This window comes from Faecalicatena contorta (assembly GCF_003149105.1).
Taxonomy (GTDB): domain Bacteria; phylum Bacillota; class Clostridia; order Lachnospirales; family Lachnospiraceae; genus Muricomes; species Muricomes contortus_C.
In genome coordinates this window covers 72,010-98,032 of record NZ_QGDS01000012.1, presented here as the reverse complement: position 1 = coordinate 98,032, position 26,023 = coordinate 72,010, and the positions used below count along the sequence as shown (strand labels likewise).

The window sequence follows — 26,023 nt, the reverse complement described above, 5'->3', positions numbered from 1 at the left end:
TTTGTAAGGTTATGCGTATCTATTGTGCCGGCTGCCCCGAAGCCCAGTCATCCAGGTCCGGGCTATAATTTTCATCAATGTAAGAGCCATCGGCATTATCATATGTATCCTCATAAGCAGAATCAAAATCTGCATAGTCTGTCTGCTGGGATGTGTCATCTCCTGAGACTGTTTCACCGGCATCAGGTACATAACCCTCTTCTGTGGTTATATTCAAATAAGGAAAGGCCTGGGCCATAATTTTTTGAGAAAGTCCCAGCACATAGGAGCTGGTATCCTGCTTCGCCACATTTGGTTCATCCACCACCACATAAACCATTACCTCCGGATTTTCCTGGGGTGCATATCCTATAAAGGATAGTAAATACTTTCCATTATTACGGGGGAGTTTCTCGGCTGTACCGGTTTTTCCTCCGATATCATAACCCGCCACGGCTGCTCCCTGCCCCGTTCCTGATGTCATAACTGTCTTCATATATTGTTTGACCATTTTAGATGTCTCAGTTGATACTGTTTTTCTAAGAAGCACCGGATTTTTTGTCTCAATGACACTTCCGCTCTCATCTTGAATTTGTTTTACAATGTGAGGCTCATAATAATATCCTCCATTTATCAGTGATGAGAAGGCCGCCGCCATTTGCGTCATTGTCACGTTAAATCCCTGGCCAAAAGAATTCGTTGCGAGATCTGTAATTCCCATTGTTTCCTCTGTATAAATAAGAGATGCAGTGGACGCTTCTCCCGGTAAATCGATTCCCGTATATTCACCAAATCCAAAAATACGCTGATACCGTGCAAAGTTCTTCACACCAATGGACTGTGCAGCCTCCATCAAGGCAACATTACAAGAATTCGCCACCGCCTGTTCCAACGTCTGTACACCGTGCCCTGTCTTAAGGTGACAGTAAATATCATAGTCTCCTACATGAAGAAAACCATTGCACACATAGGACTCATTTCCTGTTAAAGCACCCGTCTCCAGTCCTGTTGCCACTGTAAATGGTTTAGCTGTAGACCCCGGCTCATAAGCATCACTGACGCAGAAATTCCGCCATAACGAATTTAGTGCATCCAGTTGTTCTTCCTCCGTCATCTCTGCCACTTTTTCTTTCGGATATAAGGAAGACAAATCTCTCGGATCATTCAAATTAAAATTCGGATAAGATGCCTCAGCAAGGATTTCTCCTGTATTCGGGTTCATAATGATAACTGCTGTATTCTTACTTCCCAGTTCACCTTCCCTTTCTTCTCCGGCATGTTCCTCATTGAACTCTTTGATACACTGCTCCACAATACTTTGCAGAGTCACATCAATAGTGGACACTACTGTATCTCCATTTTTTGCAGGCTTCACAGTACGTTTTACTGTAGAGGCACTGTCAAAATAACCATACTCCCGTCCATCTGTTCCATTCAATATGCTATTGTATGCACTTTCAATCCCTATGGCTCCCTGATTTCCTGCGGTGGTAAAGCCTATCACATCACTTGCCAGTGAATCATATGGATAAGACCTCTGATAATCATCTTCCAGCCAGATGCCCTTCACATTTTCATTCTTCTCTTGATCTGCTTCTATATCCTGAAATTTTTTTGCCTTGTCATAAGACACTCCCTTGGCCAGTATCTCATAGTGGCTGTCAGGGCTTTCTTCCATTCGCTTTCTGACATCAGCTTCCTTTACTCCAAAACACTCTTCCAGTACCTGAATGGTAGGAGCAACATAATCGTCCTTGGACATCATTACATTTACATCCAATATGACATTATACACTCTCTCGCTGGTAACAATCCTGGTCCCGTTCCGGTCCACAATATCTCCCCGCTTATAAGGGATTACCCTGCTGTCATATTCCTGCTGGTCGAGCACGATTTTCGTGTATTTATTTCCTTTTGAGGCATTAATATATGTAATTCTTCCCACAAGAACAATAAAAGCCAGTATAATTGCCATAAATAGCATTACCAGCTTTTTCTGCATTTTTTTCGAAAATCGTTTTGTTAAAAAGTTAAACCTGTTTCTTTTATTTCGTTTTGCCATATTTTATATCCTTAATCTGATGCCGCCTTAGACTTTGCAAGAACACCGTCAGATGGTATGTCGCTGTACTGCTTCACATAATCGCCGGTAAGACTTTCATACTCTATCACATTTCCCTGCGCTGCATATACCATTCCCATCTCGTTCATCGCCTTACTGCGGATTTCCTCCAGGTTTACAGAATCTGCGGCTGCATGATAGGCCGTATCATTTTGTTCTGTCAAATCCGCCAGCTCTTCCTGTAATGCAGAAATGTTTTCAGATCTGCTCACAATATCTGACTGCAGCCTTAGGTATCCAACACATATCATGACTGCACAAACTGCAGCAATCATCTGGAATACTACATATGCAGGACTCATACTTAATGCACGTCTGCGGTTTTTGCGTACCTGACGGCTTGTCCTGGCTGGATTCTTTGGTTTCTCCTGTACTCTTTTCTTTGGCAGAATTTCCGGCTGGCGTACTGTGTTGCCATAAACATATTCCTGCCTGTAGCTGCCGTTTATGCTTTTTGCCCGTCCAGATGATGATATCCGTCTTCTTGCCGCCATACTGTCTGCCCCTTTCCTAATACTGTCTCGTCAGGCTCTCCCCTTCCTGACGAATTTATATGCTATACTCCTCGCTCAAAGATTCTCAGCTTTGCGCTTTTTGAACGGCTGTTTTCAGCCAGTTCTTCCTCATTTGGTAAAATTGGTTTTCTTGTAATCACCTTTCCCTTTGATATGTTTCCACATACACATACCGGGAAATGACTTGGACAAGTACACGGATTCTCATTCTTCCTGAATGCGCTCTTCACAATCCTGTCTTCCAGTGAATGGAAGGTAATAATGCAAATCCTTCCGCCCGGATTCAATAAATCAATCATATCATCCAGTGTATCCTTTAAGACATCCAATTCATGATTCAACTCTATCCGAATTGCCTGAAATGTTCTCTTAGAAGGATGCCCGGCCATTTTCTGAAACTTCATTGGGATAGCTTGTCTTATAATTTCATTTAACTGTCCCGTTGTTTCAATCGGACCCCTCCCGCGTGCTATTGCGATATGTTTCGCAATGTTTTTCGCGAACCGGTCTTCTCCGTAATCGCGGATTACGCGGTAAAGGTCTGATTCACTGTAGTCATTGACAATATCCTTTGCTGTCATTTTCTGCCTCTGATCCATCCTCATGTCCAGAGGAGCATCGGACCGGTAGGAAAACCCCCGGTCTGCCGTATCCAGCTGATAAGAAGATACGCCCAAATCCAGTACGATTCCATCCACTTTGTCAATGCCTATCTCGTGGAGCCTCGGCTTCATATCACAATAATTGCTCCTGATTATTGTAACTCTCTCCCCGAAGTCGAGTAATCGGATACTTGCTGCCTCAATTGCAGCCGCATCCTGGTCTATTCCTATAAAACTCCCCTTGCTGCTTAACCGCTTACACACCTCCCAGGCATGTCCGCCTCCTCCGAGTGTAGCGTCGACGTAGATTCCATCCGGCTTTACAGCCAGGCCATCTACAGTCTCTTTCAGTAAAACTGATGCGTGCTTGAATGCCATAAATTCCTCCATGTGTTATTTGGTCTGAGTTCCAAGGTTAAATCCGGATACCGATTGACTCCATACGCTCTGCAATCGCATCCAAATCCTCTTCACTGACCTGACTCTTATCTTCCCAAAGTGCTTTATCCCAGATTTCAACGCGGTCCTGTACTCCTACAAGGACAACATCTTTTTCCAGTCCGGCTGCTTTCCTGAGTGTAGGGGGAACTAAAACTCTCCCCTGCTTGTCAAAACTGCCTTCTGATGCGCTTCCGAAGAAATAACGCTTGAATATTCTGGCATCTTTATTCATACGTGGCAAAGTTTCCAGTTCGGTAACAAAGTTATTCCATTCGTCCATGGAGTACACAAAAAGGCAGCCCTCCAAGCCATTACAGATTACGAAACTTTCTCCCAAATCGTCTCGTAACTTGGCTGGGATGATTAATCGGCCTTTTTCATCAATTGTATGATTAAACTCCCCTAGTAACATCCGGAACCCCTTCTGCGAAGTGGGCCTCCACATTTCTCCCACTTTACACCACTGTCTACCACTTCCTACCACTTGACTCCATTGTAAACCACACTCCCCCCATTTTCAAGTACTTTTTTCAAAACTTTTACGATAAGAAGTTAGATTGTTACTATTCAGACCGTGCCGTGCACTCCGCTGCGCGGCATCGGAGCCATTAAAGTATCGGTTTCAGGACATCCATCCCCTCGCCGCAGGCAACTTAAATGGGCTGGATGTCATTATAGTGTGCACCCGTAGGGCGGGAACTGTAACGTTAAATCCGGGGCGGCTCAGTAAAAAAGACAAAAAAATAAGGCAGTCCTGACAGACTGCCCTGTTTTTCGCCTTTTTCATTTTTATACTTCTTAAACCTACTGATCCAGCTGGCTCATGTAGTTATTGATGGGGTCATAATTAACCTCTGCTAATGGCCGCTCTTTTCCTGAATCATGCTTTTGATATGCAGAGTATCCAAGCCATCCCACCAGTGCGAATGCTGCCAATACCAGCATCCCTTTCCGGACAATATTCATCACCCGCTGTTTCCTCATGATTTTCTTCCGGTTTGCTTTTTCCACTTTATATCGGTCTACTTTTTCCTGACTCATATTCCCAAACTCCTTCATGCTCAATTAGAAGCCTCCACCTGGCCCCACTGCCTATACAGCATTTTAGCATAAACTTTTCTATATCACAACTATTATTCCGCCGTCGCTGGCATACATAGTACTGATACCTGCCGTATCTACAATAAAACTGGATTTCACTTTTGCTCTTTCCAAAATCATCCGCTGTACCTCCAATGCCCTATCCTTACAATTACAGTGGGCAATTGCCAGCACCTTTTCTTCCGGATTCTTCAACTCCGCTATAATATGATCTATCATCTTCTCCAATGCCCTCTTTATACCTCTGGCCTGACCCAGCTGGCATATGACCCCCTCCGGCTTTGCCCCCATAACCGGCTTAATGTTTAAAGCACTGGCTACGATAGCCTTAATCCCTGTGAGCCTTCCATTTTTTCTGAGCGTGTCCAGAGTCTCCAGTACAAAATAAGTATGCTGGTCTGCAATATACCCTTCTACAGCAGCAATGACTTCCTGAAAAGTCATGCCCGCATCTTCACATTCACGGACTTTCATTGCTATAAGCGTCTCCGCCACTGATGCGGCGCGGGAGTTGAACACATAGATATCCTTCTCTCCATATTCTTCCACATATAATTTTCTTCCAAGCTCAGCACTATTATAGGAACCGCTTAATTCCGAAGATAATGTCACTGCGTAAACTCTTTCTGCGCCGCAGTGGTAAAGCTCCATATATTCCTGGGGTGACGGGCAGGAAGATTTGGGACTTTCTGCACTCGCCGCCACACGCTTTAAAAAATCTGCCTGGTTAAATGTTGTATCATCTATAATCCGGACTCCATCCACTTCCATTGTCAGAGAGGCCGTTTCGTAAAACCCGCTGTTCTTCATCTCTTCTGTAAGTTCGCCGCAGCTGTCAACAATCACTTTATAACTCATGCCATATCCTCCCGCACCCTACATCGTGCATTCTATATCTATGCTTATGCAACTTAGGTTTGGTCTTTCCAAACCTTAGTAGCAAAGTACATCCTGTCGACTTAGGCGGGGTTCTTTCACGCCTTAGTGATATGGATGTTACCCTGATATGTAGTTTTAAATACTACATATCAATATAGCATATTTTATGGCATATGAAAAGGTATTTTTTTCAATTATTCTTCATTTAATTTTATTTTCCGGGAGATTCCCAGGGCGATGCCCATCTCCGCCATAAGAAATAGTATCGAAGTTCCCCCGTAACTGATGAAAGGAAGGGTAATCCCTGTTGTAGGAATCATGTTCGTCACTACCGCTATATTCAGTATGACCTGAAGCGCAATGTGTGCAAAAATTCCCACAGCCACCAATGAGCCATACATATCCGGAGCATTTCTTGCAATAAACATCAAGCGGTACAAAAGCAGACCAAATAGAACAAGTATTACAATTGCACCGAATACACCAAGTTCTTCACATACAACAGAAAGGATGAAATCATTTTGTACCTCCGGGATGACTCCCAGCTTCTGGGCACTGTTTCCCAGTCCCTTTCCAAAAAAACCGCCGGAGCCAATGGCATACATCCCCTGCATTACCTGAAACCCTCCGCCGTCCTGATTGTTTTCCAAGTCCAGCCATGCAATAATCCGGCGCATGCGGAAATTTTCACTTGTTGTAATGGTCGCTGCCAGAATGGAAACCGCTACTGCCGCGAAAGCCATTGCCCCTCCTGCAAGCATAATAAATGGCTTTGTCTTAGGATGCACAATAAAAAGCAGTACACAGGTAATGAACATGACGATAATCGCCGTACTCAGGTTTTCCGTCAAAAACAGAACCCCGCCGGAGGCGGCAGCACCAAATAGCATAATGCGGATTATTCCCTCCCGGGTATTGATTTTCTTCTGCAGCCTGCATAATTCATAAGATATGAACAGAATCACCGCTATTTTTGTAATCTCCGAAGGTTGCAGAGTCAGATTTCCGGGAAGCTGTATCCACCTTTTTGCACCGTAAATCTCAACTCCAAGTGGTGTCTGTACAAGAGCCATCATAACCATAGCAAATATGTAACATTCATAAGAGAAAGCCCCATAAATATGATAGTCTATTTTCGAGACAACAAACATGACACCAAAACTTAAAATACTGATGATTGCCTGTTTGGAAAAGTAATACATATCATCTCCGCTAAAGTCTGCCTGTGCGTTGTATGCACTGGTACTATACAGCATCACCAGCCCAAAGCACATTAAAAATATAATGACCAGCAGTAAATCATAATCAAAATATTGCGTGGCCCTTCCAGCCTCCCGTTTCCGCCTTTTGGGCGTCCTGGGGGAGGCCTGTGCCGTTCTGCTTCTCATAATATCTCCCCCCGCTTATTTACCACTCATTGCAGGATGCACCGGCTTTCCATGCTCAAAAAACCGGTCATACCATACAAGAAAAATATAAACTGTCCAAATTTTACGGCTGTTATCCGTCTTCTCATTGGTATTCTTTCCATTTTTATGGTTATCCAGCATCTTAACAAGCATGTCTGTGTTGAAAAACTTCTTCGCTGCTTCTGAGGTGAACATCTCTCTTACAATCTTATAATACTTCTCCTCTTTCAGCCATACCCTTGTCGGTATAGGAAATCCAAGTTTTTTCTTCTCTGCGGTCTTACTTCTGATTACTTTTTCTGCAGCAGCCCGGAGTGCAACCTTTGTTTTTGGAGCTCTGACTTTATAATCCAACGGCAAAGTCTCCGCCAGCTCCAGAACTTTTTTATCCAGGAAAGGCACCCTGACCTCCAGCGAATTTGCCATTCCCATCTTATCACCCTTCATCAGAATGTCATGAACAAGCCAGAGATGCAAGTCTACATACTGCATCTTTGTGACCGGATCTTTGCCTTTTACCCTGTCATAAAATGGACGGGTCACCTTCTGGATTCCCGGCTCACAGCCTTTTTTCAGTATTTTATTTGCCTCACGCTCCGTAAAAATATTTGTAGCATTTGCGAAATACCGTTCTTCCAGTGTCTTACCGTGGCGCATCAGGAATCCTCTTCCCTTCATCCCCCGGGGCAGACAGTATTCTGCAAATTTTCCCATAAATCTTCTCAAAAACATAGGAAGTTTATTAAAACCAGTATGCTCCAACGGCTCACAGTAAATATTATAACCACCGAACAGCTCGTCCGAGCCTTCCCCGGAAAGCACTACTTTTACCTTTTTAGCCGCCTCCTGGCTCAGGAAGTAAAGTGCAACAGCGGCAGGGTCTGCCACCGGCTCGTCCATATAATACTGGATATCTGACAATTTATCCCAATACTCCTCCGGCGTGATTACTTTTGCATCATTTTGCATATTAATGCTGGCAGCAAATTCCTTTGCATCCTGTATTTCACTATATTTTCCTTCATCAAATCCCACTGTGAAAGTTCTGTCTACCTGGCCTAAGTAAGTGAGGTAGCTGGAATCCACCCCGCTTGATAAATAAGAAGCAACCTCAACATCACTGATTTTATGCTTTTCAACAGAGTCTTTCATAATGCTTTCTACATCTTCTACAATCTCTTCAAAGGATTTCTTACTGTCGCCCGTAAAATGCGGTTCAAAATAACGGCTTATCGTCATTTCTCCATTTTCATAAGTAAAGGTATGTCCCGGCTGCAGACAGAATACTCCTTTAAAAAATGTTTCATTTGTCGGAACAAACTGGAAAGACAAATAATTTCCAAGAGCTGCCTCATTAAAAACTTTGTCAAACTTAGGGTGCTCCATAAAGGACTTAATCTCTGAGCCAAACATTAGAGTACCATTCATCTGAGCATAATACAGAGGCTTAATCCCAAAAATATCCCTTGCCGCAAAAAGCTTCTTTTTATTTATATCCCAAATTACAAATGCATACATTCCCCGCAGCCTGTCCACAAGGCTCTCTCCCCACTGCTCGTAGCCATGAAGAAGAGTCTCCGAGTCTGTATTAGATGTAAAAATATGTCCTGCCTCCAACAGTTCCTCTCTCAGGTCCTGATAATTGTAAATCTCACCATTGAATACAAGTACCAGGCTTCTGTCTTCATTATAAAGGGGCTGGTCCCCCACAGACGAAAGGTCGATAATACTTAAACGCCTGAATCCCAACGCCGCGTCTTCATCTACGTATTTTCCAGCACTGTCTGGCCCACGATGCACAATCGTGTCCATCATACGGACCAGCACCTGCTCTCTATCTTCAACATCTCCTACAAAACCTGCAAATCCACACATAAAATGTTTTCTCCTTTAATGATACTTCTCGTAACTTGCAACTCATTATAACTGTTTTCGTATGTAAACACAACGTTTTTTTATATAATAGGAAATTGCATTTCCTATTATATAAAAATCCGACCGGGGATCACACTGCGGCGTAAGCGGTAGATGTCGCTATGCGACCGCCGCAAGCGCAAGAGTTTGCTTCACAAACGCTTTGTTCTATAATGAGTTCTTTTCGCTGAGCCCGAAAGGACCCTGCCAATCACTGCCGGTTAGCAGATCCGCGGCAGTCCTTCACCATAAAGGATATCAATAATCCGGCTTCCATGCAGTGCTGTTGTCATAGAAACTCCGCTTCCCTCAGTAATTTTTCCAATGATTTCAGCATTTTTTCCATACTTATTCTGTTTCATGGCTGCGAGAGCTTTTTTTGCCTGTTCCCCAGGTACCACAGCTATCATTTTTCCTTCATTTGCCATATACAAAGGATCAAGTCCCAGAATGTCACAAAATCCTCTTACCTCCCGGCTTACGGGTATAGAAGTTTCGGATATTTCAACTCTGCAGTTTGAGCTTTCTGAAACTTCGTTCAGGACAGTAGCAAGGCCGCCTCTTGTCACATCACGCATGCAGCGAACATCAATCCCATTTTCCAGCAAATCTGAAACAACGGAAAAAAGAGGGGCACAATCGCTGGAAATTGTATTCTTAATTCCCATCCTGCCTGACATAATTGCCGCATGATGCTCCCCAAGGTTACCAGAAAGTAAAATCGCATCTCCGATGGAGCAATTTTGGATGCTGACCCCTTCTTTTAAAATATCTCCTACTCCGGATGTATTAATATAAATATTTCCGCTTCCCTCTATTACCTTAGTATCTCCCGCCACAATTTTTACATCCGCTTCCAAAGCAGTTATTTTCATAGTTTGTGCAATTTGATTCAACTGTTCCATATCTGCGCCCGCTTCAATGATAAACCCGGCAGTAAGATATTTGGGCTTAGCCCCCATCATAGAAAGATCATTGACGGTTCCGCACACAGCCAGTTTCCCGATATCACCTCCGGGAAAAAACATAGGTGTTACAACAAAGGAGTCCGTTGTATAGGCAATCCTGCCGCTAATATCAAGAACTGCTGCGTCTTCTAATTTATTTAAAATTTCATTATCAAAGTTTTTCAAAAATATGTCGTGTATCAGATTACTTGTCTGCTTCCCGCCGCTGCCATGTGATAAATCAATGTTCATACTTCTCTCCCTCTATTCTTATGTTACTGTTCACAGGTGCCCTGTAAACTGTAACATTTTTATACCAGATTCCACACACTCCCTCCGCTGATACCATACAGGGGCCAAGGGCATTGAGTGGGGTGCAGCCTTTGGAAAACAAAGGGCATTCCGTTGGATTTATTCTGCCCAAAATGACCTCTTTACATTTACATCCCTTTGGAAGAGCTTCTTTAAATTCTCCAAAAGAACTTCCTGCATCATACCGGGCATATTCTGCCTTCAGCCCATACGCCGATTTTTCAATGGTTCCAATTCCTCTCCAAAAGTCGTCTTTCACCTCAAAATACTTCTGAATCATTGACTGGGCCTTAAGATTCCCTTTTTCTGTAACAGCGCTCGTATACATATTTTTCATGTCATGCCGGTTTTGTTTTATCTGGCGCAAAATTTCATAAATCGCAGCAAGGATATGCTCCCCTTCAAATCCTGCCACTACGAATGGTTTTTTATATTTTTCTGCCAACTCCCTGTAAACATCACAGCCAATAACAACGCTTACATGCCCCGGGGAAAGAAACGCGTCAATCTTTTCTTCATGCTCACATACATAGGAAACAGCCGGAACAATCGTTTTTAGAGAAGTAAGCAGCTTCAAATTGTGTATCTCATTTTTTATAACTTCTTCAAGTAATACCCCATAAATGGGAGTTGTCGTTTCAAACCCCACGGCAGCAAAAACATACTGTATATTTTTGTTCTCTAACGCAAGTTTTACGGCATCCAGCGGGGAATATAATACTTTCACATCAGCTCCTCTGGCAACCGCTTCTGTCAGGGACATCTGGCTGCCCTTCACCTTCATCATATCTCCAAAAGTGAGAACGCAGTGTCCTTCCTGCCCGGCTATGTCCACCAGTTTATCTACGTAAACAGAAGGCGTCACACACACGGGGCAGCCGGGGCCGGAAATCAACCTGATTTTAGGGGAAATCAAGGTTCTTATTCCATTTTTAAATATACTGGAGGTGTGCGTTCCGCAAACCTCCATAATTTTAATTTCATCTCCGTCATAGGATTTTAATTCTCTCACGATTTGCTCAAGGGTTATCATTTATTTCTTCCTCCAGCTCTTCAAACATACTAAGTATATCCAGGGCAGAATCCTCCACCACCACATCAATCGCACATCCTGCATGAATCAGCACGTAATCTCCAATCTTTACATGAACTAATTTGATATTGATGTCACAAATATTATCCATAATATCTACTTTTGCAGTATCACCATTTATCTCCATTACCTTTCCAGGTACAGCAACACACATATCTTCACCTTCTCTTTCTTTCCTCGTATCTGTTCAGAACCATGAACAGTCACCTTCTGACATTAACCCTATATAGGTCTGGCCCAGACTAATTGACCCGTCATTTGGAGGAACGGCTATATTGTAATATACCTCAAAATAATGTTCCCTCAGAAGCTTGGTCATCCGGTTAGACAGTACCGAATTTTGGAACACACCGCCGCTAAAAGCGACACTGTTTATCCCTTCCTTTTCCCTCACCAGAATGCATACCTGTAATGCAAGCTCTGCCAGTGCATAGTGAAAACCAAGTGCCAGGGACTGGCGCAGAACCGCCTTACTTTCTTCTCCTTTTTCACTCCCGCCTCTTCCAACAGCCTCCAATATGGGACCGGGATCTATCACCATGCATCCCTCTGTTTGAATGATACCAAATGACATGGACCGGGGTGAAACATTATTTTTCTCCGCCAAAAGAGCTTCCTTTTCTAAAGACGCAGCACACTCTCCTTCATACCGGTTTTCATCCGATATTTCCAGCATACTGGATATTGCATCAAACAATCTGCCCATACTTGATGTCAATACTGTATGAATCCCATGCTTCAGGGCCGCTTTGATTATATCACTTCTGCTGTCTTTTATAAACTGGTCCAGGCCATAGTTTAGAAGAAAACAGGCTGCTGTCTTTTTTGCATCCCGCATAGACTGATCCCCGCCCAGCATCGGCGTATATGCCAAATGGGCGGCCCGCTGAAATCCGCTGCCCTCGCAAATCAAGAATTCACTGCCCCAGACATGTCCGTCCGTTCCATATCCAGTACCGTCAAAAGCAATTCCCAAAACTTTCCCTTTCAGATGATGCTCCGCCATAACAGATGCAATATGGGCATGATGATGCTGCACATAAAGAACCGGTTTGTTTAGTGCTTTTGTATATTTGGAAGAAAAATAATTCGGGTGCAGGTCACAGACCGTCAAATCCGGAGTAATTTTTAACAATTCGCATAAATCTTCTGCTGAAGCCTTATATTCTTCAAAAACTGCATTCTCTTCCAAATCACCAAAATACTGTGACACAACTGCATTTCCATCATGATACAGGCAGAATGCAGCTTTCAAGTCTCCTCCGGCAGCAAATATTTTTACATCCTTACCACAGTCCGGTAAAAAGACCGGATAAGGTACATATCCCCTGCTTCTTCGTACTAACTGAGGTTTCTTATCTATAATTTTTGCCACGGAATCATCTACCGACCTGATAATCCGCCTTGTGTTGTACAATACACCATCAAGCAGCGGTGCATTCAGAGACAACATAACGCTGTCGTCTTTGATAATTGGCTGGTCTGAAATATTTGCACTTGTCATAATCAAAGGGCCACAGTTATGAATCAGCATAATCTGCAGCGGAGTGTATGGTAAAAATGCTCCGCAGTAAATACTTCCTTTATACGTGGAAGGTGCCATTTTTTCATTATTAGAATAAAGCAATACAATAGGTCTGGGACCGGATTCTAAAAGCAGCCGCTCCTCCTCTGTAACCTGACAGTATTCTTCTATCTCACTTACGGAACCAAACATAACTGCAAAGGGCTTTTCTTCCCGGCCTTTTAATTTTCTCAGATTCTGTACTGTCTCTTCTATAAATGGAGAACATACAAAGTGATAGCCGCCAATCCCTTTTACCGCCACAATCCCGCCTTGTTTAATAACTTCAACCGCCCTCTCATACCCTGCCTGATTGGTCAGCTCCCCATCCTCCTTAAATATCACGAAGGGTCCGCAGTCATGACAGGAGATGGTCTGCGCATGAAAACGCCTGTCTAAGGGTGAAGAATACTCTTTTCCACACTCCCCGCACATGACAAAGTCTTCCATCACTGTATTTTCCCTGTCATAAGGAAGCCGGTCTATAATGGTATACCTTGGCCCGCAGGACATACAGCTTATAAATGGATGGAGATATCTCCGGTCTGTCCCTTTATACAATTCTTCTCTGCACTTACTGCAAACCGCGAGATCAGGTGGGATAATAGATGCTTCCTGAGCTGCCGAGCTTTGAATAATCCGGAATTCCTGAAATTGTTCTTCAGCCGTCCCTGTAATATCCTTTATTTCCATATTAATGATTTCGCAGCCATCGCACCGGGCAGTTTCTAATTCTTTTATAAAACATTCAAAATCATATCGGGCAGACTGGGCAATAATTTCCACCATTCCCCCAATATTCTGAACGGTTCCTTTAATAACATGTTTTTGGGCTAAACGAAAAGTAAGGGGGCGAAAACCAACCCCCTGCACAATTCCCGAAACCAAAACCTTTTTCGTCACTATTTCAAATTTTTCTTTATCCATGAAACAACTTCCTCAAATCCCTCGCCTGACTTACTGGATACCTTGAAAACAGGTACGGTGGAATTCAATGCTCTGACACCTTTCATAAAATATTCTTCATCGAAATCCACATATGGCAGCAAATCACATTTATTAACAAGAATAATATCTGCTTTTTCAAAAGCAAGGGGATATTTATATGGCTTATCACTGCCCTCAGTAACGGTAGAAATTAACATCTTAACATGTTCACCAATTTCAAATTCCGCAGGGCATACTAAGTTTCCGATATTTTCAATAAACAAAATCCCTTCCTGGACATTTAAATCCTCTACTGCTTCACCGATCAAAGGCGAGTCCAGGTGGCACGCACCATTTGTATTAATCTGGATTGTTTTTACACCTAATGAAAGCAATTTTTTTGTATCGATATCTGCCTCAATATCTCCTTCAATTACGTAAGGGGTAATGTCACCTAATCTTTGCATGATCTGAATCAGTGTAGAAGTCTTTCCCGCACCGGGGGCTCCCATCACATTAACAGCAAAAATCCCCTTTTGTGTTAACTTTTCATTAATCTGTTTTGCAATCTCTTCATTTTTGTCATATACAGACTGCATAACCTCTATTTCTTTTGTTTCTGGCATAAATACCTCCTCTCAGTATCTGCTCACTACCATGAACAGATACGCCACAAGCCCATGAAAATCGTCTTTGACGATGGGGCTTGCTATTGCATGTTCAATGTTTTCACACGGACTGTGCAGTTACTTCTCTCATACTTCAATGGACTTTATATAAAATTCTTTACCGATATCTGTAGGGCTTCCATCCCCCTTACAGTCAGGACATTCGAAAGAAAAAGGCTTACGCTCAAATAGCTTACCGCACCCGGTACACTTTAATTTGGGCTTTACCCGTTCTATATTCAGCACTGCATTTTTGCACATACTGTCCTTAGCAATAATTCCAAAATATAAATCAATTGAGCTTGCCACATACCCTGAGTAATCTCCCACAACCAGATTAATCTGTTTCACATCCCCGGCATTATTTTCTTTCGCAAGTTCTTCTGCTATTTCAATAATCCTCTTAGTTATCGGATACTCGTGCATCTACATATTCATCCTTTACTTTTATTGTATCAGGTGTTGTATACTCATTCCTCATATGAAGACATTTTTTAGGGCAAACCTCAACACAATAACCACACTGAATACACTGCATTCTCTCAATGCTCCAAAGTTTTTCTGCTTTTTCAATTTTCAGGGCAGATGTGGGGCATCGTCTTACACACAATCCACAAAAGATACAAGCTTCAATATCATTTTCAATGCTGCCCCTTGTCCGCTCAAAATTTTCCCTTGGCTTTATAGGGTAAAGCTGAGTATAGGGGCCATGCACAATACTCTTAAAAAGTGTCTTCGTCATACTTAAAATAGACATATTATTTTCCACGCCTTTCCGTAAGTTGGTGTTTCACAATTACCTTTCCGTGTATCTGTTCAGAACAATTACCTTTCCGTACAACTGATACATGGGTCAATTGTAAGAATCAGGATAGGAACATCTGCAAGGTCACAATCCTTTAAAGTTTCAAGAAGAGCAGGAACATTTGCGAACGTGGGGGTGCGAACTCTGAAACGGTCTAAAAAGCTTGTCCCGTTTGCTTTTACATAATAAATAACTTCTCCCCGGGGCTGTTCCAGTCTTATAAAATGTTCTCCGTTTGGGTTTCCTTTTACTTTTGTAATTACATCACCTTCCGGAATTAATTCTACACACTGTCTGATCAAATCTATCGCCTGGTAGACTTCTCCGATTCTAACTTCCATTCTGGCATAGCTGTCTCCGGCTTCCGCGGTAATAGGCTCAAACTTCAAGTGCTTATATGCCGCATATCCTAAGGTCCTCATATCCATGAAAATACCGCTTGCTCTTGCCATAGGACCTACTGCACCTGTTTCCTGTGCCTTTTCTTTTGATAATACTCCCACACCAACCGTACGGTGCTTTACAGACATATCATTTAAAAATACATTTGTAAGGTCACGCAGTTCTTTCTCCATTCTTGTCAATACAGAAACCATTGTATTTAACATCTCGGCATCAACATCTTTTCTCACTCCGCCAATATCGCATACAGAGAAAATAACACGTCCTCCTGTGGTCTGCTCAAATAAGTCCAGGACTTCTTCTCTCAATCTCCAGGAATGCATAAACAGACTTTCAAATCCAAAAGCATCGGCAGTCAATCCTAACCATAGTAAATGGCTGTGAATACGGGACAATTCGGCCCAGATAGTTCTGAGGAACTTTCCTCTTTCAGGCACTTCAATCTCCATGATACCTTCAACCGCCATACAGTATCCCATTCCATGCATGAAAGAACAGATTCCGCAAATTCTCTCTGCTACATAGGTATATTGTTTAAAATCCCTTTTTTCTACTAACTTTTCCAATCCTCTGTGGATATAGCCAATCTGAGGAATCGCTTCTACTACCTTTTCATCCTCAAGTACCAAATCCAGATGGATTGGTTCAGGAAGCACCGGGTGCTGAGGGCCAAAAGGAATTACTGTTCTCTTTCCCATTATTCCTCCTCCTTCTTCATGTTAAATGGAGTTTTCACCGATATTCTATACAGATTATCATTAAAATCCACTGTGATATTTTTTATCTTTACACCAAAAAGTTCTTTTATCTCATTTTCATATAAAAATGCATATTGATAAAAACAGCTCACGCTTTCTATTTCTGTATCATAATCCATATTAACTCTTAAATGGACAAAATCATAATCTTTATCAAAAGAATAACTTAATTCTATTCCATCCTTATTTACACAGGATATTGCCACCAGACGATAACCGGCATTTTTAAGATCTACAGTTTCCGCCAAAATCTCATCCGGAGATATTTTTATTATTTTTTGTTCTTCCATACTACACTACCTTCCTTTCAGAGCATTTTGCTTCTCTTCCAATATAGAAAGTGCCTTTACAACGCCATCAATAATTGCCTGAGGCCTGGCAGCACAGCCCGGCACATAAACATCAACCGGCAGTACCTTATCAACTCCGCCGACCACATTATAACACTCTGCAAAAATTCCGCCTGATGTGGCACATATCCCGATTGCCACAACCACTTTTGGCTCAGGCATTTGATCATAAATCTGCTTCACTACCGGGATATTCTGCGCATTCAGGCTTCCGGTAAGTAATAAAATATCCGCATGCCTTGGATTACCTGTGTTAATAATCCCAAAACGTTCTACGTCGTACAATGGTGTAAGGCAGGCCAAAACTTCTATGTCACAGCCATTACAGCTGGAACCGTCATAGTGTAATATCCACGGTGATTTTTTACTAAAATTCATATTTCCTGCTTTCTGAATAAACACAACCTGATTTATTCTAATAATGATATTATGTTATAGTTCAGCCATAAGCTGGATTCCTTATGGCCAAACTCCGACTAGAATTCAAAGAAAAACAAGACCGCAAGATTAAGTATTCCAAGAACTCCAGATACTACCCATGCAGAAGTCAATGCCATCTGCCATTTTACACGTACTGTTGAGTTATCTACAATAATTTCAAACCAATATACGAGTATGCACACAATAACCGCAACTACATGGCTGATAACGCTGTTCGCAGCAAAAAAGATGTATACAAAAGCCATGGCAATGATGGACTCATACCAATGGGTAACTTCTATGGCAGCCAGTGCCCTTCCTGAATACTCTGTTGAAATCCCCTGTACCAGTTCCTGATGCGCATGATGTCCCACGCTCAAATCAAAAGGCGACTTTCTCAATTTAAAGGTCAGAATATATACAAACCCCAGAAAAATTGCAGGTAAGTATACAACCGCCGGTATATCTCTGCTGATGATATCTTTGATAAAAAATGTATTGGTTACATAATACAGCCCCGCAGCCGTCATAAATACCATTGGCTCATATGCCATCATCTGCAGCAGTTCTCTTTCCGCTCCGATAACGCTGTATGGGGACTGAGAAGCATATCCTCCAAAAACAAAGAATATAGAGCCCAGTGTAAGTACAAAAATTGTCAGCAGTATATCTCCGCCCAACAACATAACAATAGCTGTAAAAACAATGAACAGCAGAGATACATATACATAAAAACGATGTGATGCATTTACCTCAATGGTTTCCTTTTGCAAAAGTTTAAGCACATCGTAAAAAGGCTGCAGCAGCGGAGGGCCTTTTCTTCCCTGAAGCCTTGCTGAAATAATTCTGTCGAAGCCTGCAAGCAGTCCGCCGGCTAATGGTGTCAAAATAATAATTAGAACTACTTTAATTGCCAGCAGCATTATGCCCACCTCCCAATCAGTAATAATACACCAATGCACAGTAATACAATTGAAATAATGTTACTCAACAGCATTAAATTTTTATTTCCAAATATTCCTTCCATATACCAGTTACTCATCTCACTCTTACGCTTTATACCTGTGGCAGCAATAAAGTTCTCATTATCACCTGCATTTTCACCCGCCATATAAATTGGGGTAATTCTTCTCTTAGACCTGACATTTGATGGAACATAGCCTAAAGGCACTAAAATAAGCAGACATATCATGACAAACATAAGGACCATAAGAATCTGGTCTCCTGTGCCAATCGGAGTGGACGCACTAATTCCAAATGTACTCTCCAGATATGGCACAATTGCATATTTAGAGATTATCGGATAAGCAAGGCATGACAAAAGTACAATGACTGCATGAATGAATATAGGGACTTTTTCATCTTTGTATAAGCCCCCATGAGGTTCATCCACTTTTGGCTGTCCGTTAGAAACAAGCTTTCCAATCCATTTTCCCCAATAGAATAATGTTGCGGCGCTGCCATAAGACAGAATAACCACAATAATCATATTTCTTGAATCAATAAAAGATTTCATTGCTACCCATTTTGATATCAACATACCAAATGGCGCCAGGAACATGCCTGAAATACCAATAATCATGCAGACAGCAAGTTTTCTTGATACATTCATCAATATGTCCATTTTTTCAACATTTCTGCTGCCAATCTGATTCTCAATAGAACCAACTGACAGGAATAACAGGGATTTTGAAACAGCATGGAAAATCACCAGCAGAATGGCTGCCCAAATTGATTCCTGCGTCCCAACACTGGCACATATCACAATCAGTCCTAAATTCGCAATAGTAGAATATGCCAGCACCTTTTTTGCATCCCTCTGAGAAATTGCTATCAGAGAGCAGGCAAGGAATGTAACTGCACCTACTAATGTAATGATTCGCCCTACCACTGTCTCACCTAACAGCGGAGCAAGCCTGATAATCAAATATACACCTGCTTTTACCATAGTTGCAGAATGCAGCAGCGCGGATGATGGCGTAGGTGCAACCATTGCCCCCAAAAGCCATGCTGAAAATGGAAGCTGCGCTGACTTTGTAAGTGCTGCCAGACAAAGCAAAAATACAGGAACGAGTACTAATGCTTCCGGCTGCATTGCAATAAAATCAGATAATTCCAATGTATGGAAATTCATGCCAATCATCACAATTGCACATGCAAAAGCAAGCCCGCCGCCTACGTTTATTGTCAGGGCAAGCAGTGAATTGTTTCTCGCCTCTTCTGTCTTTGTATAACCAATCAGTAAGTAAGAACAAAAAGTTGTAATTTCCCAGCAGAAATATATCCACATCAGGTTGTTGCTCAAAACCAGTCCAAACATAGCAGCTAAGAAAAGAAATAGGACCGCGAAGAAAAAGGACTTTCTCTCTTTTACTTCTGTATGGTGCACATGATAAGACTTCATGTATCCCACTGCATAGATGCAGATCAAACTTCCGATAACTCCAATGATTAAAATCATAACGCTGGATAGCTTATCCAGTATGATACCTGTCTGTACTTCAATTCCTTCCTTCCAAGTAAACTCAAACCAAAGAATCAAAATAATCTGAGCAATCGAAAACAGAGACAGCAGATATTTTTTTTCTCTAATACCAGTCACTATAATATAAACCGCCAGACACACTTCAACCACCATCATACAAATATCTATGAACTCAGTCCCATGTGCGGAAAGCTGGAGTCCATCGTTAAAATATGCAATAGCTGTCACCAATGTTAACCCAGCCGTAATCACCGCACCCACTCTTACGATGGTATTCCTGATATTCTCCGCTCTAACAAGATATACCATAATGGATGCTGCTAATGGAAATAGAATTAATACTGTAATTAGACTCATAACCCACCTCTTATTTTATCATTATGTAATGACTGTTCCAGGTATATATACTATCCCAGAAGACTTGGTTACTAATACCAAAACATTTGTATTCTTTATAACACCCTGCCGTCATTAGAACCAAATAAGCCACCTTCCCATTATACTACTCTATATATTTTTTACAATAACATTTTCATTTCTTTACGACTTTTATACACGAACCGACAATTTTTCCTCAATTTCGCCATAATATATACAAAGCTGTACCTTGCAGGTAATAAAGCAAAAGTAAAAAAGGCACATAAACAGACTATTTTATCTGTTCATATGCCTCTTTGCACTTATCCTATGCATCTATTTTTGATACAGCATTTCACTATGCTCTATCCCCTCATATAATATAGATGTCAGATATTGCTTCTAATCCAAATCCCTTATAAAATTCTTGAATATATACCTGTGCACAAATTCTGATTTCCTTTTTTTCCAGAGTATCTGTAATAAAATCTATTGCTTTTCGAACGATTTCTCCCGACAATCCCTTTTTCGATAGGCTTCTTTTGTCGGTCCCCTCCTATTGCTGCTTCCGGGTATGCTATGCCACTTGACAAAATTCTTAAATAGGCCGCTATCTCACTATTATCTTCTAAAAACAAATAATAACTTCCTCTTTTTTAAGTCTCTTAAATAAATTTATCTTTCAGTTATATTTCCCATCACAGATTACATAAAAATATACACTTTTAGTATTGATGTTTCCTGCTCTATGGTAAATATATTCGGTGAGTTTAAAATAGATTCTCTGACATAAAATATGCAAATAGAAGAATGATACGAAAAATGAAAAACGGATAAAAAAATCGGGGTGACAGGATTCGAACCTGCGACCTCACGGCCCCCAGCCGTGCACTCTAACCAAACTGAGCCACACCCCGCTCTCACTTTTCCTATTATATATGACTTTTTCCAAAATGTAAAGAGGAACCTTTTTAATTTTCTTCCATAATATAATACTGTAAGTAAGATTGGAAGGAGATATCGCAAATGGCGAACTACCAAAACAATATGCGCTATGGCAGGCAGATGAATTTTAATAATGGCTGCCGCCCCATGCCGGTTAATAATAATAACTGCCGCCCTGAACCTGTCCAGGCACCATGTGGGGAACAACAGCGCCGTGCGTCAGAATCATGCGAATGCCGCGTACCGGAACGCGAAATGCCAAAAAATAAAAAACCGGAACAATGTGAATGCCGCTATGATGTATTAGAGGATCTGCCAATTGCTATGGCTTATGTACCATGGCAGAAGTGGCGTAATCTGTGTAAACCTTGTAATGCATTAAGAATGGGCACTATTTTTGAAGACCTCTATAAACCGTTTTATGGGAGAGGAGGCTGTAATCGATGAGCGAACGCCTAAGCAAAAAAGAATTATTTGATCACATAAACGCTGTAAGTTTTGCTGTAGACGATGTGAAACTCTTTTTGGATACCCATCCATGTGATGAAGAGGCACTTGCCTATTTTCGTGAACACAGCCGCATGAGAAATGAGGCATTGAAAGAATATGCCGCACGTTTTGGACCTCTTACAATTGATACCGCCGTTTACTCATGTTCCGATAAATGGAACTGGATTAATGAGCCATGGCCATGGCAGGAAGGAGGATGCTAATATATGTGGAGTTATGAAAAACGACTGCAGTACCCAGTAAAAATCACGCAGACCAATCCTGAAATTGCCCAAATCATTATTACACAGTTCGGTGGACCGGATGGGGAGCTTGCTGCTTCCATGCGTTATCTTTCACAGAGATACACCATGCCTTATAAAGAAGTTACAGGCATCCTGACAGATATCGGCACTGAGGAACTTGCACATATGGAGATGATTTGTGCCATTGTTTATCAGCTTACCAAGCACCTGACACCAGAAGAGATCGAAAGATCAGGTTTTGGAAAATATTATGTAGACCACACCCTTGCACTTTGGCCTCAGGCAGCCAGCGGAGCTCCATGGACAGCTACAGTATTCCAGTCTAAGGGAGACCCTATCACTGATTTACATGAAGATATGGCAGCAGAACAGAAAGCAAGAACAACTTATGATAACATCCTGCGTTTAGTAAAAGACCCAGAAGTCTGTGACCCGATTCGTTTCCTTAGAGAACGCGAAATTGTCCATTATCAGAGATTTGGAGAAAGTCTCCGCATTGTACAGGATAAGCTGGACAGTAAAAACTTCTATGCAATTAATCCAGAGTTTGACGTTCGTCAGGATTGCGGGCGCAGGTAAGAAAATATTAGTGTATTAAAGAAACAGTTAAGGACGTTGAAAAGCAGCCTGACATATTCTCCTCGGAGTGGAACGTGAAAGAAACAAAAAGTCATTGTTTGCTCCGGGGTATTTTTATGCTATTTATAATATTCTTATACCAAATAGGTAAAGATTATTACACTGTCTTCTATAGTTAAATTTAAAAAGTTTTATTTTTAGAATCAAAATAATAAACACTAAACATTGATATTTGATTTTAACTATGTTATCTTAAAGAAGTCAAGTGGTCTCTACAAGTACGGTGCAGTGAGAAATGTGTCAAAAGCAATTGAATTGGTCTGCGGGCAAAAGAACGATATATACGTTAAATAATATGGGAATGAGGTTCTCCCTTGGACAAGATCCTAAAGTGCCTATGGGCTGATGACTTCTGTGGTAACGCAGGAGTTGTTGGCTTTTTTTATTTATAGTATGAATAATCTTTCTGGAAAAGTGAGGGTGTTTGACGAACTTTATTATAGTTATCAAAAAGAGAGGAAAGCAAAATGAAAACAAAAATCGTAAAAATTTATCGGACTTACGGCGGCTTGGCACTGCTTGGAATTGTTGGCATACCAATTGGTATCGTTGTAGGACTTATAGATGTTATATTTGGTAAAGTATTGCTAAAGCTTATGGATATCCGTGAAGCCTATCCCATGTATTTTATTCCATTTTTAGCTATTGCAGGTGTTATTATCGCCTATTGCTATTTTAAATTTGGTGGTAAAAGCAGTAAAGGAATGAATCTGATTTTCGAAGTAGGACATGGAGATGAGGAAGTTATACCATTGCGCTTAATTCCATTTATTATTTCTGGGACATGGCTGACCCATCTCTTTGGAGGGAGTGCCGGGAGGGAAGGTGTTGCAGTACAGATAGGGGCCACCTTTTCTCACTGGGCAGGGAAAAAGCTGCCGTTTAAAAATGCTTCCAGTATTTTTTTAGTTACCGGTATGGCGGCAGGGTTTGCCGGACTGTTTCAGACACCTATTGCTGCTACTTTGTTTGCAATGGAAGTCCTAGTCGCCGGTGCATTGGAATATCAGGCACTTCTTCCGGCATTTACAGCCGCTTTTACAGCAAGTACGGTTTCAAAAGCTTTAGGGTTGGAAAACTTTTCCTTTGCTCTTACAGCAAAAGTTACTTCTGATTTTTCTGTATTCTGGAAACTGATTGTACTGGGAATTCTTTTCGGAATTGTGGGTGGTGCTTTTGCATGGTGTCTGAAATGGACAAAGAAAATAGCCGGGACTAAACTGAAAAATCCGATTATTCGAATTGCTGTTTTGGGAGTATGTCTAAGCATATTATTTTTACTATTTTATAAAGGCCGATATTCAGGTCTCGGTACAAACCTGATTCAAGATAGTTTTCAAGGAGGCGAAATCTTCTCCTATGACTGGCTTCTGAAATTTGCTCTGACAATTTTAACATTGGCGGCAGGTTTTCAAGGTGGTGAAGTGACTCCTTTATTTTCCATAGGTGCCAGCTTTGGAGTAATCCTCGCAGGAATTTTTCATCTTCCAATAGAGTTGGTGGCGGCATTGGGATATGCAAGTGTATTCGGAAGTGCAACCAATACGTTGTTCGCCCCCATTTTTATTGGTGCAGAGGTTTTTGGTTATGCTTATCTTCCATACTTTTTTATAGTCTGCACAATTGCATATGCTTTCAATATGAACAAATCAATATATTCATTGCAGAAAATTGCAGCACACAGGAATAGAAATTAAATGTGAAGGACACTAAGTAAGTTCAGATACTTTATCAGCTCCCGGTGCGGCATATGCCGTCTTAAACGGCAGAATGTTCAGAAGCGGCATCAGTACCAATACCCGGCTTATAAGTATTTGTTTTTTACCATAGCTTTCTCTCACTTCCTACACGATGCCCTTCTCCCATGAGTATATTGATATTTGGTTCAAATCTCCCCCTTACATATCCGCCCCTGTGCTCATATAGTAAATCATTTTGTTATAGCTATTTTAGAAAAGCAGCAACATAAGATTATCGTTGATCTTATTTTCTAAATATAAGCTGAATATTCCTATGTACACAATTATTTTCAGCACTGCTTGAAAAATTGGAACAAATTAACATTTATACTAGACAAAAAAAGAAATTTTTCTTAAACTAATTTCATTTATAGGAAAGCAGAAGTCAAAAAAAATGTGTATAATAGAAAATAATACTACTTTTACTTTAAGATGAAGCGGAGGATAAAAATGAGAACTGGTGTGTTGTTAGAAGAGCTTATCAATATAGCCAAAATACCCAAAACTGACTTTGCACTTAGTATGAACATGACACCAAGTGGTTTGAGTAAAATTCTGACGGGAAAAAGACTACCTCTTTTAAAAGAAAAAAGGATATTCAGCAGACAGGCTGCCAGTTATTTTTCTGAAGTCATATATGATTACGGCTGTTATTTGAGATTTGAAACACTATTTCCAGTGGTATATGACTTCAGCTCAAAATATGAACTGGAGCTGTTTTTGGCAACTGCAATAAAATATTCCCTGGATAAAGACTTTGCTGCGGAAAATAGGGAAAATGTAGACTACTTTGATATGGAACGAAGTTTCCTTGGGAAAAAATCAGTTTTAAATATGGTCTGTGTGATTCTTTCAGATTACCTCCTGAACGATGACAATATTCCTTTGGAGTTTTACAGCACTATCCCTGTATTCAGTCAGCTTTATTCTGATATTTTTCAACGTATCAGGATGATAGGTTCAAAAAAGCCTAAAAATGTTTCCATGAATCATTTTTTTGATATGTCTTTCTTTGAAGCTTTCTACAGCAAGTATAATATTGATCTCTTTCTAACGATTTCCAAGGCACAGCAGCATTTTGACCTGAATTTATGGAAAACAGAAGAAAAGATAACTTCTACATTTTTGTTATTAAAGGGACGGTTATTACTACTTTTCAATATCCAGATTGACGGAACTCCTCTCATGACTTTTGTTACCCATAAAGGGTATATCACTGCATTTTTTAACTCTCTCATGAAGAAGAATGTCAAAAAAATCAGCTATAACCGAAATGAAGCTATTGCCGCCCTGGAAGCCAATCCTTCCTGCATGGATCAATTTTTCAATAATCCTATTGATGCGGTATATAATTTTATATCCATAGGGTATTTGATTGAGAAAAAAGAATTGGATGAAGCAGAGGGAAGTGAAGTCATAAAAGAGCTTGTTATGAAGTTTTTCAATCATATTTTAACAACAGAAACGACTTTCTTTGTAACCATTGATGCTATGACAGGTTTTTGTGCTACAGGCAATGCAATTGTCCCCCTCCTTGGAGCTGTTAACTTTTCACCGGATAAACGAATCCCCTATCTCCAGCGGTTCAATTTATATATCGGTCAGGAAACCCCTGATAAAATCAGAATTTTAAATGGAGAACCTCCTAAAATGGCTGTTCTCTGTTCACAGGAATACAGTATAATTTATCTCATTGATGAGGAATGTAAATCTGAAAAAATTCATTATTTTGAAACAGATGTGATTCACAATATCCTGTCCAGACAGGTCACGGGAGATGATACGAAAGAAATGGATTTTAGTACTGATTTGTGGGAAGTTTATATTGAAGAACTGTCAAGGAACATTAACTAATCCAATTACGAAAGTAAATCAATAAAACGTTCTAATAATGA

26 protein-coding genes, 1 tRNA gene and 1 riboswitch are annotated in these 26,023 nt (G+C 41.0%); of the genes, 5 read left to right on the top strand and 22 right to left on the bottom strand.

What is annotated here, in order from left to right; all coding sequences use genetic code 11:
• Positions 1–19 precede the first annotated feature (19 nt).
• From A8805_RS16780 to A8805_RS16680, 21 genes are all read right to left on the bottom strand, one after another.
• Positions 20–2,041 carry a peptidoglycan D,D-transpeptidase FtsI family protein gene (locus A8805_RS16780; protein WP_109713269.1) on the bottom strand — a complete coding sequence of 674 codons (2,022 nt, stop codon included), beginning with the start codon at positions 2,039–2,041 and terminating at the stop codon, positions 20–22.
• Positions 2,042–2,052: 11 nt separating this feature from the next.
• Entirely contained in the window at positions 2,053–2,595 is a 543-nt protein-coding gene (locus tag A8805_RS16775) for a hypothetical protein (protein ID WP_109713267.1), read from the bottom strand.
• A gap of 62 nt (positions 2,596–2,657) precedes the next feature.
• On the bottom strand, positions 2,658–3,596 hold the full coding sequence (gene rsmH, locus A8805_RS16770; protein ID WP_109713265.1) for a 16S rRNA (cytosine(1402)-N(4))-methyltransferase RsmH: 939 nt from the start codon (positions 3,594–3,596) through the stop codon (positions 2,658–2,660).
• A gap of 37 nt (positions 3,597–3,633) precedes the next feature.
• On the bottom strand, positions 3,634–4,071 hold the full coding sequence (mraZ, locus tag A8805_RS16765; RefSeq protein WP_109713263.1) for a division/cell wall cluster transcriptional repressor MraZ: 438 nt from the start codon (positions 4,069–4,071) through the stop codon (positions 3,634–3,636).
• Between the two features lie 392 nt (positions 4,072–4,463).
• Positions 4,464–4,700 (bottom strand): hypothetical protein, encoded by a 237-nt coding sequence (locus A8805_RS16760; protein WP_109713307.1) that lies wholly within the window; start codon positions 4,698–4,700, stop codon positions 4,464–4,466.
• A 78-nt stretch (positions 4,701–4,778) separates the two neighbouring features.
• Positions 4,779–5,618 carry a DegV family protein gene (locus tag A8805_RS16755; protein WP_109713261.1) on the bottom strand — a complete coding sequence of 280 codons (840 nt, stop codon included), beginning with the start codon at positions 5,616–5,618 and terminating at the stop codon, positions 4,779–4,781.
• A 215-nt stretch (positions 5,619–5,833) separates the two neighbouring features.
• On the bottom strand, positions 5,834–7,027 hold the full coding sequence (locus A8805_RS16750; protein ID WP_109713259.1) for an FtsW/RodA/SpoVE family cell cycle protein: 1,194 nt from the start codon (positions 7,025–7,027) through the stop codon (positions 5,834–5,836).
• A gap of 15 nt (positions 7,028–7,042) precedes the next feature.
• Positions 7,043–8,923: an asparagine synthase (glutamine-hydrolyzing) gene (asnB, locus tag A8805_RS16745; RefSeq protein ID WP_109713257.1), complete on the bottom strand. Its 1,881-nt coding sequence runs from the start codon at positions 8,921–8,923 to the stop codon at positions 7,043–7,045.
• A gap of 260 nt (positions 8,924–9,183) precedes the next feature.
• Positions 9,184–10,161, bottom strand: coding sequence for a hydrogenase expression/formation protein HypE (gene hypE / locus A8805_RS16740; RefSeq protein WP_109713255.1), 978 nt, complete (start codon positions 10,159–10,161; stop codon positions 9,184–9,186).
• Positions 10,151–11,254 carry a hydrogenase formation protein HypD gene (gene hypD, locus A8805_RS16735; RefSeq protein ID WP_109713253.1) on the bottom strand — a complete coding sequence of 368 codons (1,104 nt, stop codon included), beginning with the start codon at positions 11,252–11,254 and terminating at the stop codon, positions 10,151–10,153. Before hypD ends, hypE begins: the two co-directional genes overlap by 11 nt.
• Positions 11,241–11,468: a HypC/HybG/HupF family hydrogenase formation chaperone gene (locus tag A8805_RS16730; RefSeq protein ID WP_109713251.1), complete on the bottom strand. Its 228-nt coding sequence runs from the start codon at positions 11,466–11,468 to the stop codon at positions 11,241–11,243. The genes hypD and A8805_RS16730 overlap by 14 nt, the downstream gene beginning before the upstream one ends.
• A gap of 33 nt (positions 11,469–11,501) precedes the next feature.
• Positions 11,502–13,805, bottom strand: a complete 2,304-nt coding sequence (hypF, locus tag A8805_RS16725) for a carbamoyltransferase HypF (RefSeq protein WP_109713249.1) — start codon at positions 13,803–13,805, stop codon at positions 11,502–11,504.
• Positions 13,781–14,431 carry a hydrogenase nickel incorporation protein HypB gene (hypB, locus tag A8805_RS16720; protein ID WP_109713247.1) on the bottom strand — a complete coding sequence of 217 codons (651 nt, stop codon included), beginning with the start codon at positions 14,429–14,431 and terminating at the stop codon, positions 13,781–13,783. The genes hypF and hypB overlap by 25 nt, the downstream gene beginning before the upstream one ends.
• 129 nt (positions 14,432–14,560) lie before the next feature.
• Entirely contained in the window at positions 14,561–14,899 is a 339-nt protein-coding gene (locus tag A8805_RS16715; RefSeq protein ID WP_109713245.1) for a hydrogenase maturation nickel metallochaperone HypA, read from the bottom strand.
• Positions 14,877–15,230: a 4Fe-4S dicluster domain-containing protein gene (locus A8805_RS16710; protein ID WP_109713243.1), complete on the bottom strand. Its 354-nt coding sequence runs from the start codon at positions 15,228–15,230 to the stop codon at positions 14,877–14,879. The genes A8805_RS16715 and A8805_RS16710 overlap by 23 nt, the downstream gene beginning before the upstream one ends.
• 68 nt (positions 15,231–15,298) lie before the next feature.
• A complete protein-coding gene (locus tag A8805_RS16705; protein WP_109713240.1) occupies positions 15,299–16,378 on the bottom strand; it encodes a nickel-dependent hydrogenase large subunit in 1,080 nt (359 codons plus the stop codon).
• The gene (locus A8805_RS16700) at positions 16,378–16,728 is read right to left on the bottom strand and encodes an NADH-quinone oxidoreductase subunit C (protein WP_109713238.1); all 351 of its coding nucleotides are present in this window, start codon (positions 16,726–16,728) and stop codon (positions 16,378–16,380) included. Before A8805_RS16700 ends, A8805_RS16705 begins: the two co-directional genes overlap by 1 nt.
• 6 nt (positions 16,729–16,734) lie before the next feature.
• On the bottom strand, positions 16,735–17,166 hold the full coding sequence (locus tag A8805_RS16695; RefSeq protein ID WP_109713236.1) for an NADH-quinone oxidoreductase subunit B family protein: 432 nt from the start codon (positions 17,164–17,166) through the stop codon (positions 16,735–16,737).
• Positions 17,167–17,264: 98 nt separating this feature from the next.
• Complete coding sequence (locus tag A8805_RS16690) at positions 17,265–18,131, bottom strand: respiratory chain complex I subunit 1 family protein (RefSeq protein WP_109713234.1); 867 nt, start codon at positions 18,129–18,131, stop codon at positions 17,265–17,267.
• A complete protein-coding gene (locus A8805_RS16685) occupies positions 18,131–20,050 on the bottom strand; it encodes an NADH-quinone oxidoreductase subunit L (RefSeq protein WP_109713232.1) in 1,920 nt (639 codons plus the stop codon). Before A8805_RS16685 ends, A8805_RS16690 begins: the two co-directional genes overlap by 1 nt.
• An 842-nt stretch (positions 20,051–20,892) precedes the next feature.
• A tRNA-Pro gene (locus tag A8805_RS16680) sits at positions 20,893–20,967 on the bottom strand.
• 109 nt (positions 20,968–21,076) lie between these two features.
• On the opposite strand from A8805_RS16680, the gene A8805_RS16675 reads away from it, so the two are divergent.
• The 4 genes from A8805_RS16675 to A8805_RS16660 all read left to right on the top strand — a co-directional run bounded on the left by A8805_RS16675 (position 21,077) and on the right by A8805_RS16660 (position 24,086).
• The gene (locus A8805_RS16675) at positions 21,077–21,442 is read left to right on the top strand and encodes a spore coat associated protein CotJA (protein WP_109713230.1); all 366 of its coding nucleotides are present in this window, start codon (positions 21,077–21,079) and stop codon (positions 21,440–21,442) included.
• Positions 21,439–21,708 (top strand): spore coat protein CotJB, encoded by a 270-nt coding sequence (locus A8805_RS16670; protein WP_109713228.1) that lies wholly within the window; start codon positions 21,439–21,441, stop codon positions 21,706–21,708. Before A8805_RS16675 ends, A8805_RS16670 begins: the two co-directional genes overlap by 4 nt.
• Before the next feature lie 3 nt (positions 21,709–21,711).
• Positions 21,712–22,329 carry a manganese catalase family protein gene (locus A8805_RS16665; protein ID WP_109713226.1) on the top strand — a complete coding sequence of 206 codons (618 nt, stop codon included), beginning with the start codon at positions 21,712–21,714 and terminating at the stop codon, positions 22,327–22,329.
• Between the two features lie 348 nt (positions 22,330–22,677).
• Positions 22,678–22,751, top strand: a riboswitch (Fluoride riboswitch).
• A gap of 105 nt (positions 22,752–22,856) precedes the next feature.
• Positions 22,857–24,086, top strand: a complete 1,230-nt coding sequence (locus tag A8805_RS16660; RefSeq protein WP_109713224.1) for a chloride channel protein — start codon at positions 22,857–22,859, stop codon at positions 24,084–24,086.
• Between the two features lie 12 nt (positions 24,087–24,098).
• On the opposite strand, the gene A8805_RS22785 is transcribed toward A8805_RS16660, so the two are convergent.
• Positions 24,099–24,230, bottom strand: coding sequence for a hypothetical protein (locus A8805_RS22785; RefSeq protein WP_278321254.1), 132 nt, complete (start codon positions 24,228–24,230; stop codon positions 24,099–24,101).
• Positions 24,231–24,578: 348 nt separating this feature from the next.
• Here A8805_RS22785 and A8805_RS16655 point away from each other — a divergent pair, with 348 nt between their 5' ends.
• Positions 24,579–25,982: a hypothetical protein gene (locus A8805_RS16655; RefSeq protein ID WP_109713222.1), complete on the top strand. Its 1,404-nt coding sequence runs from the start codon at positions 24,579–24,581 to the stop codon at positions 25,980–25,982.
• Positions 25,983–26,023 lie beyond the last annotated feature (41 nt).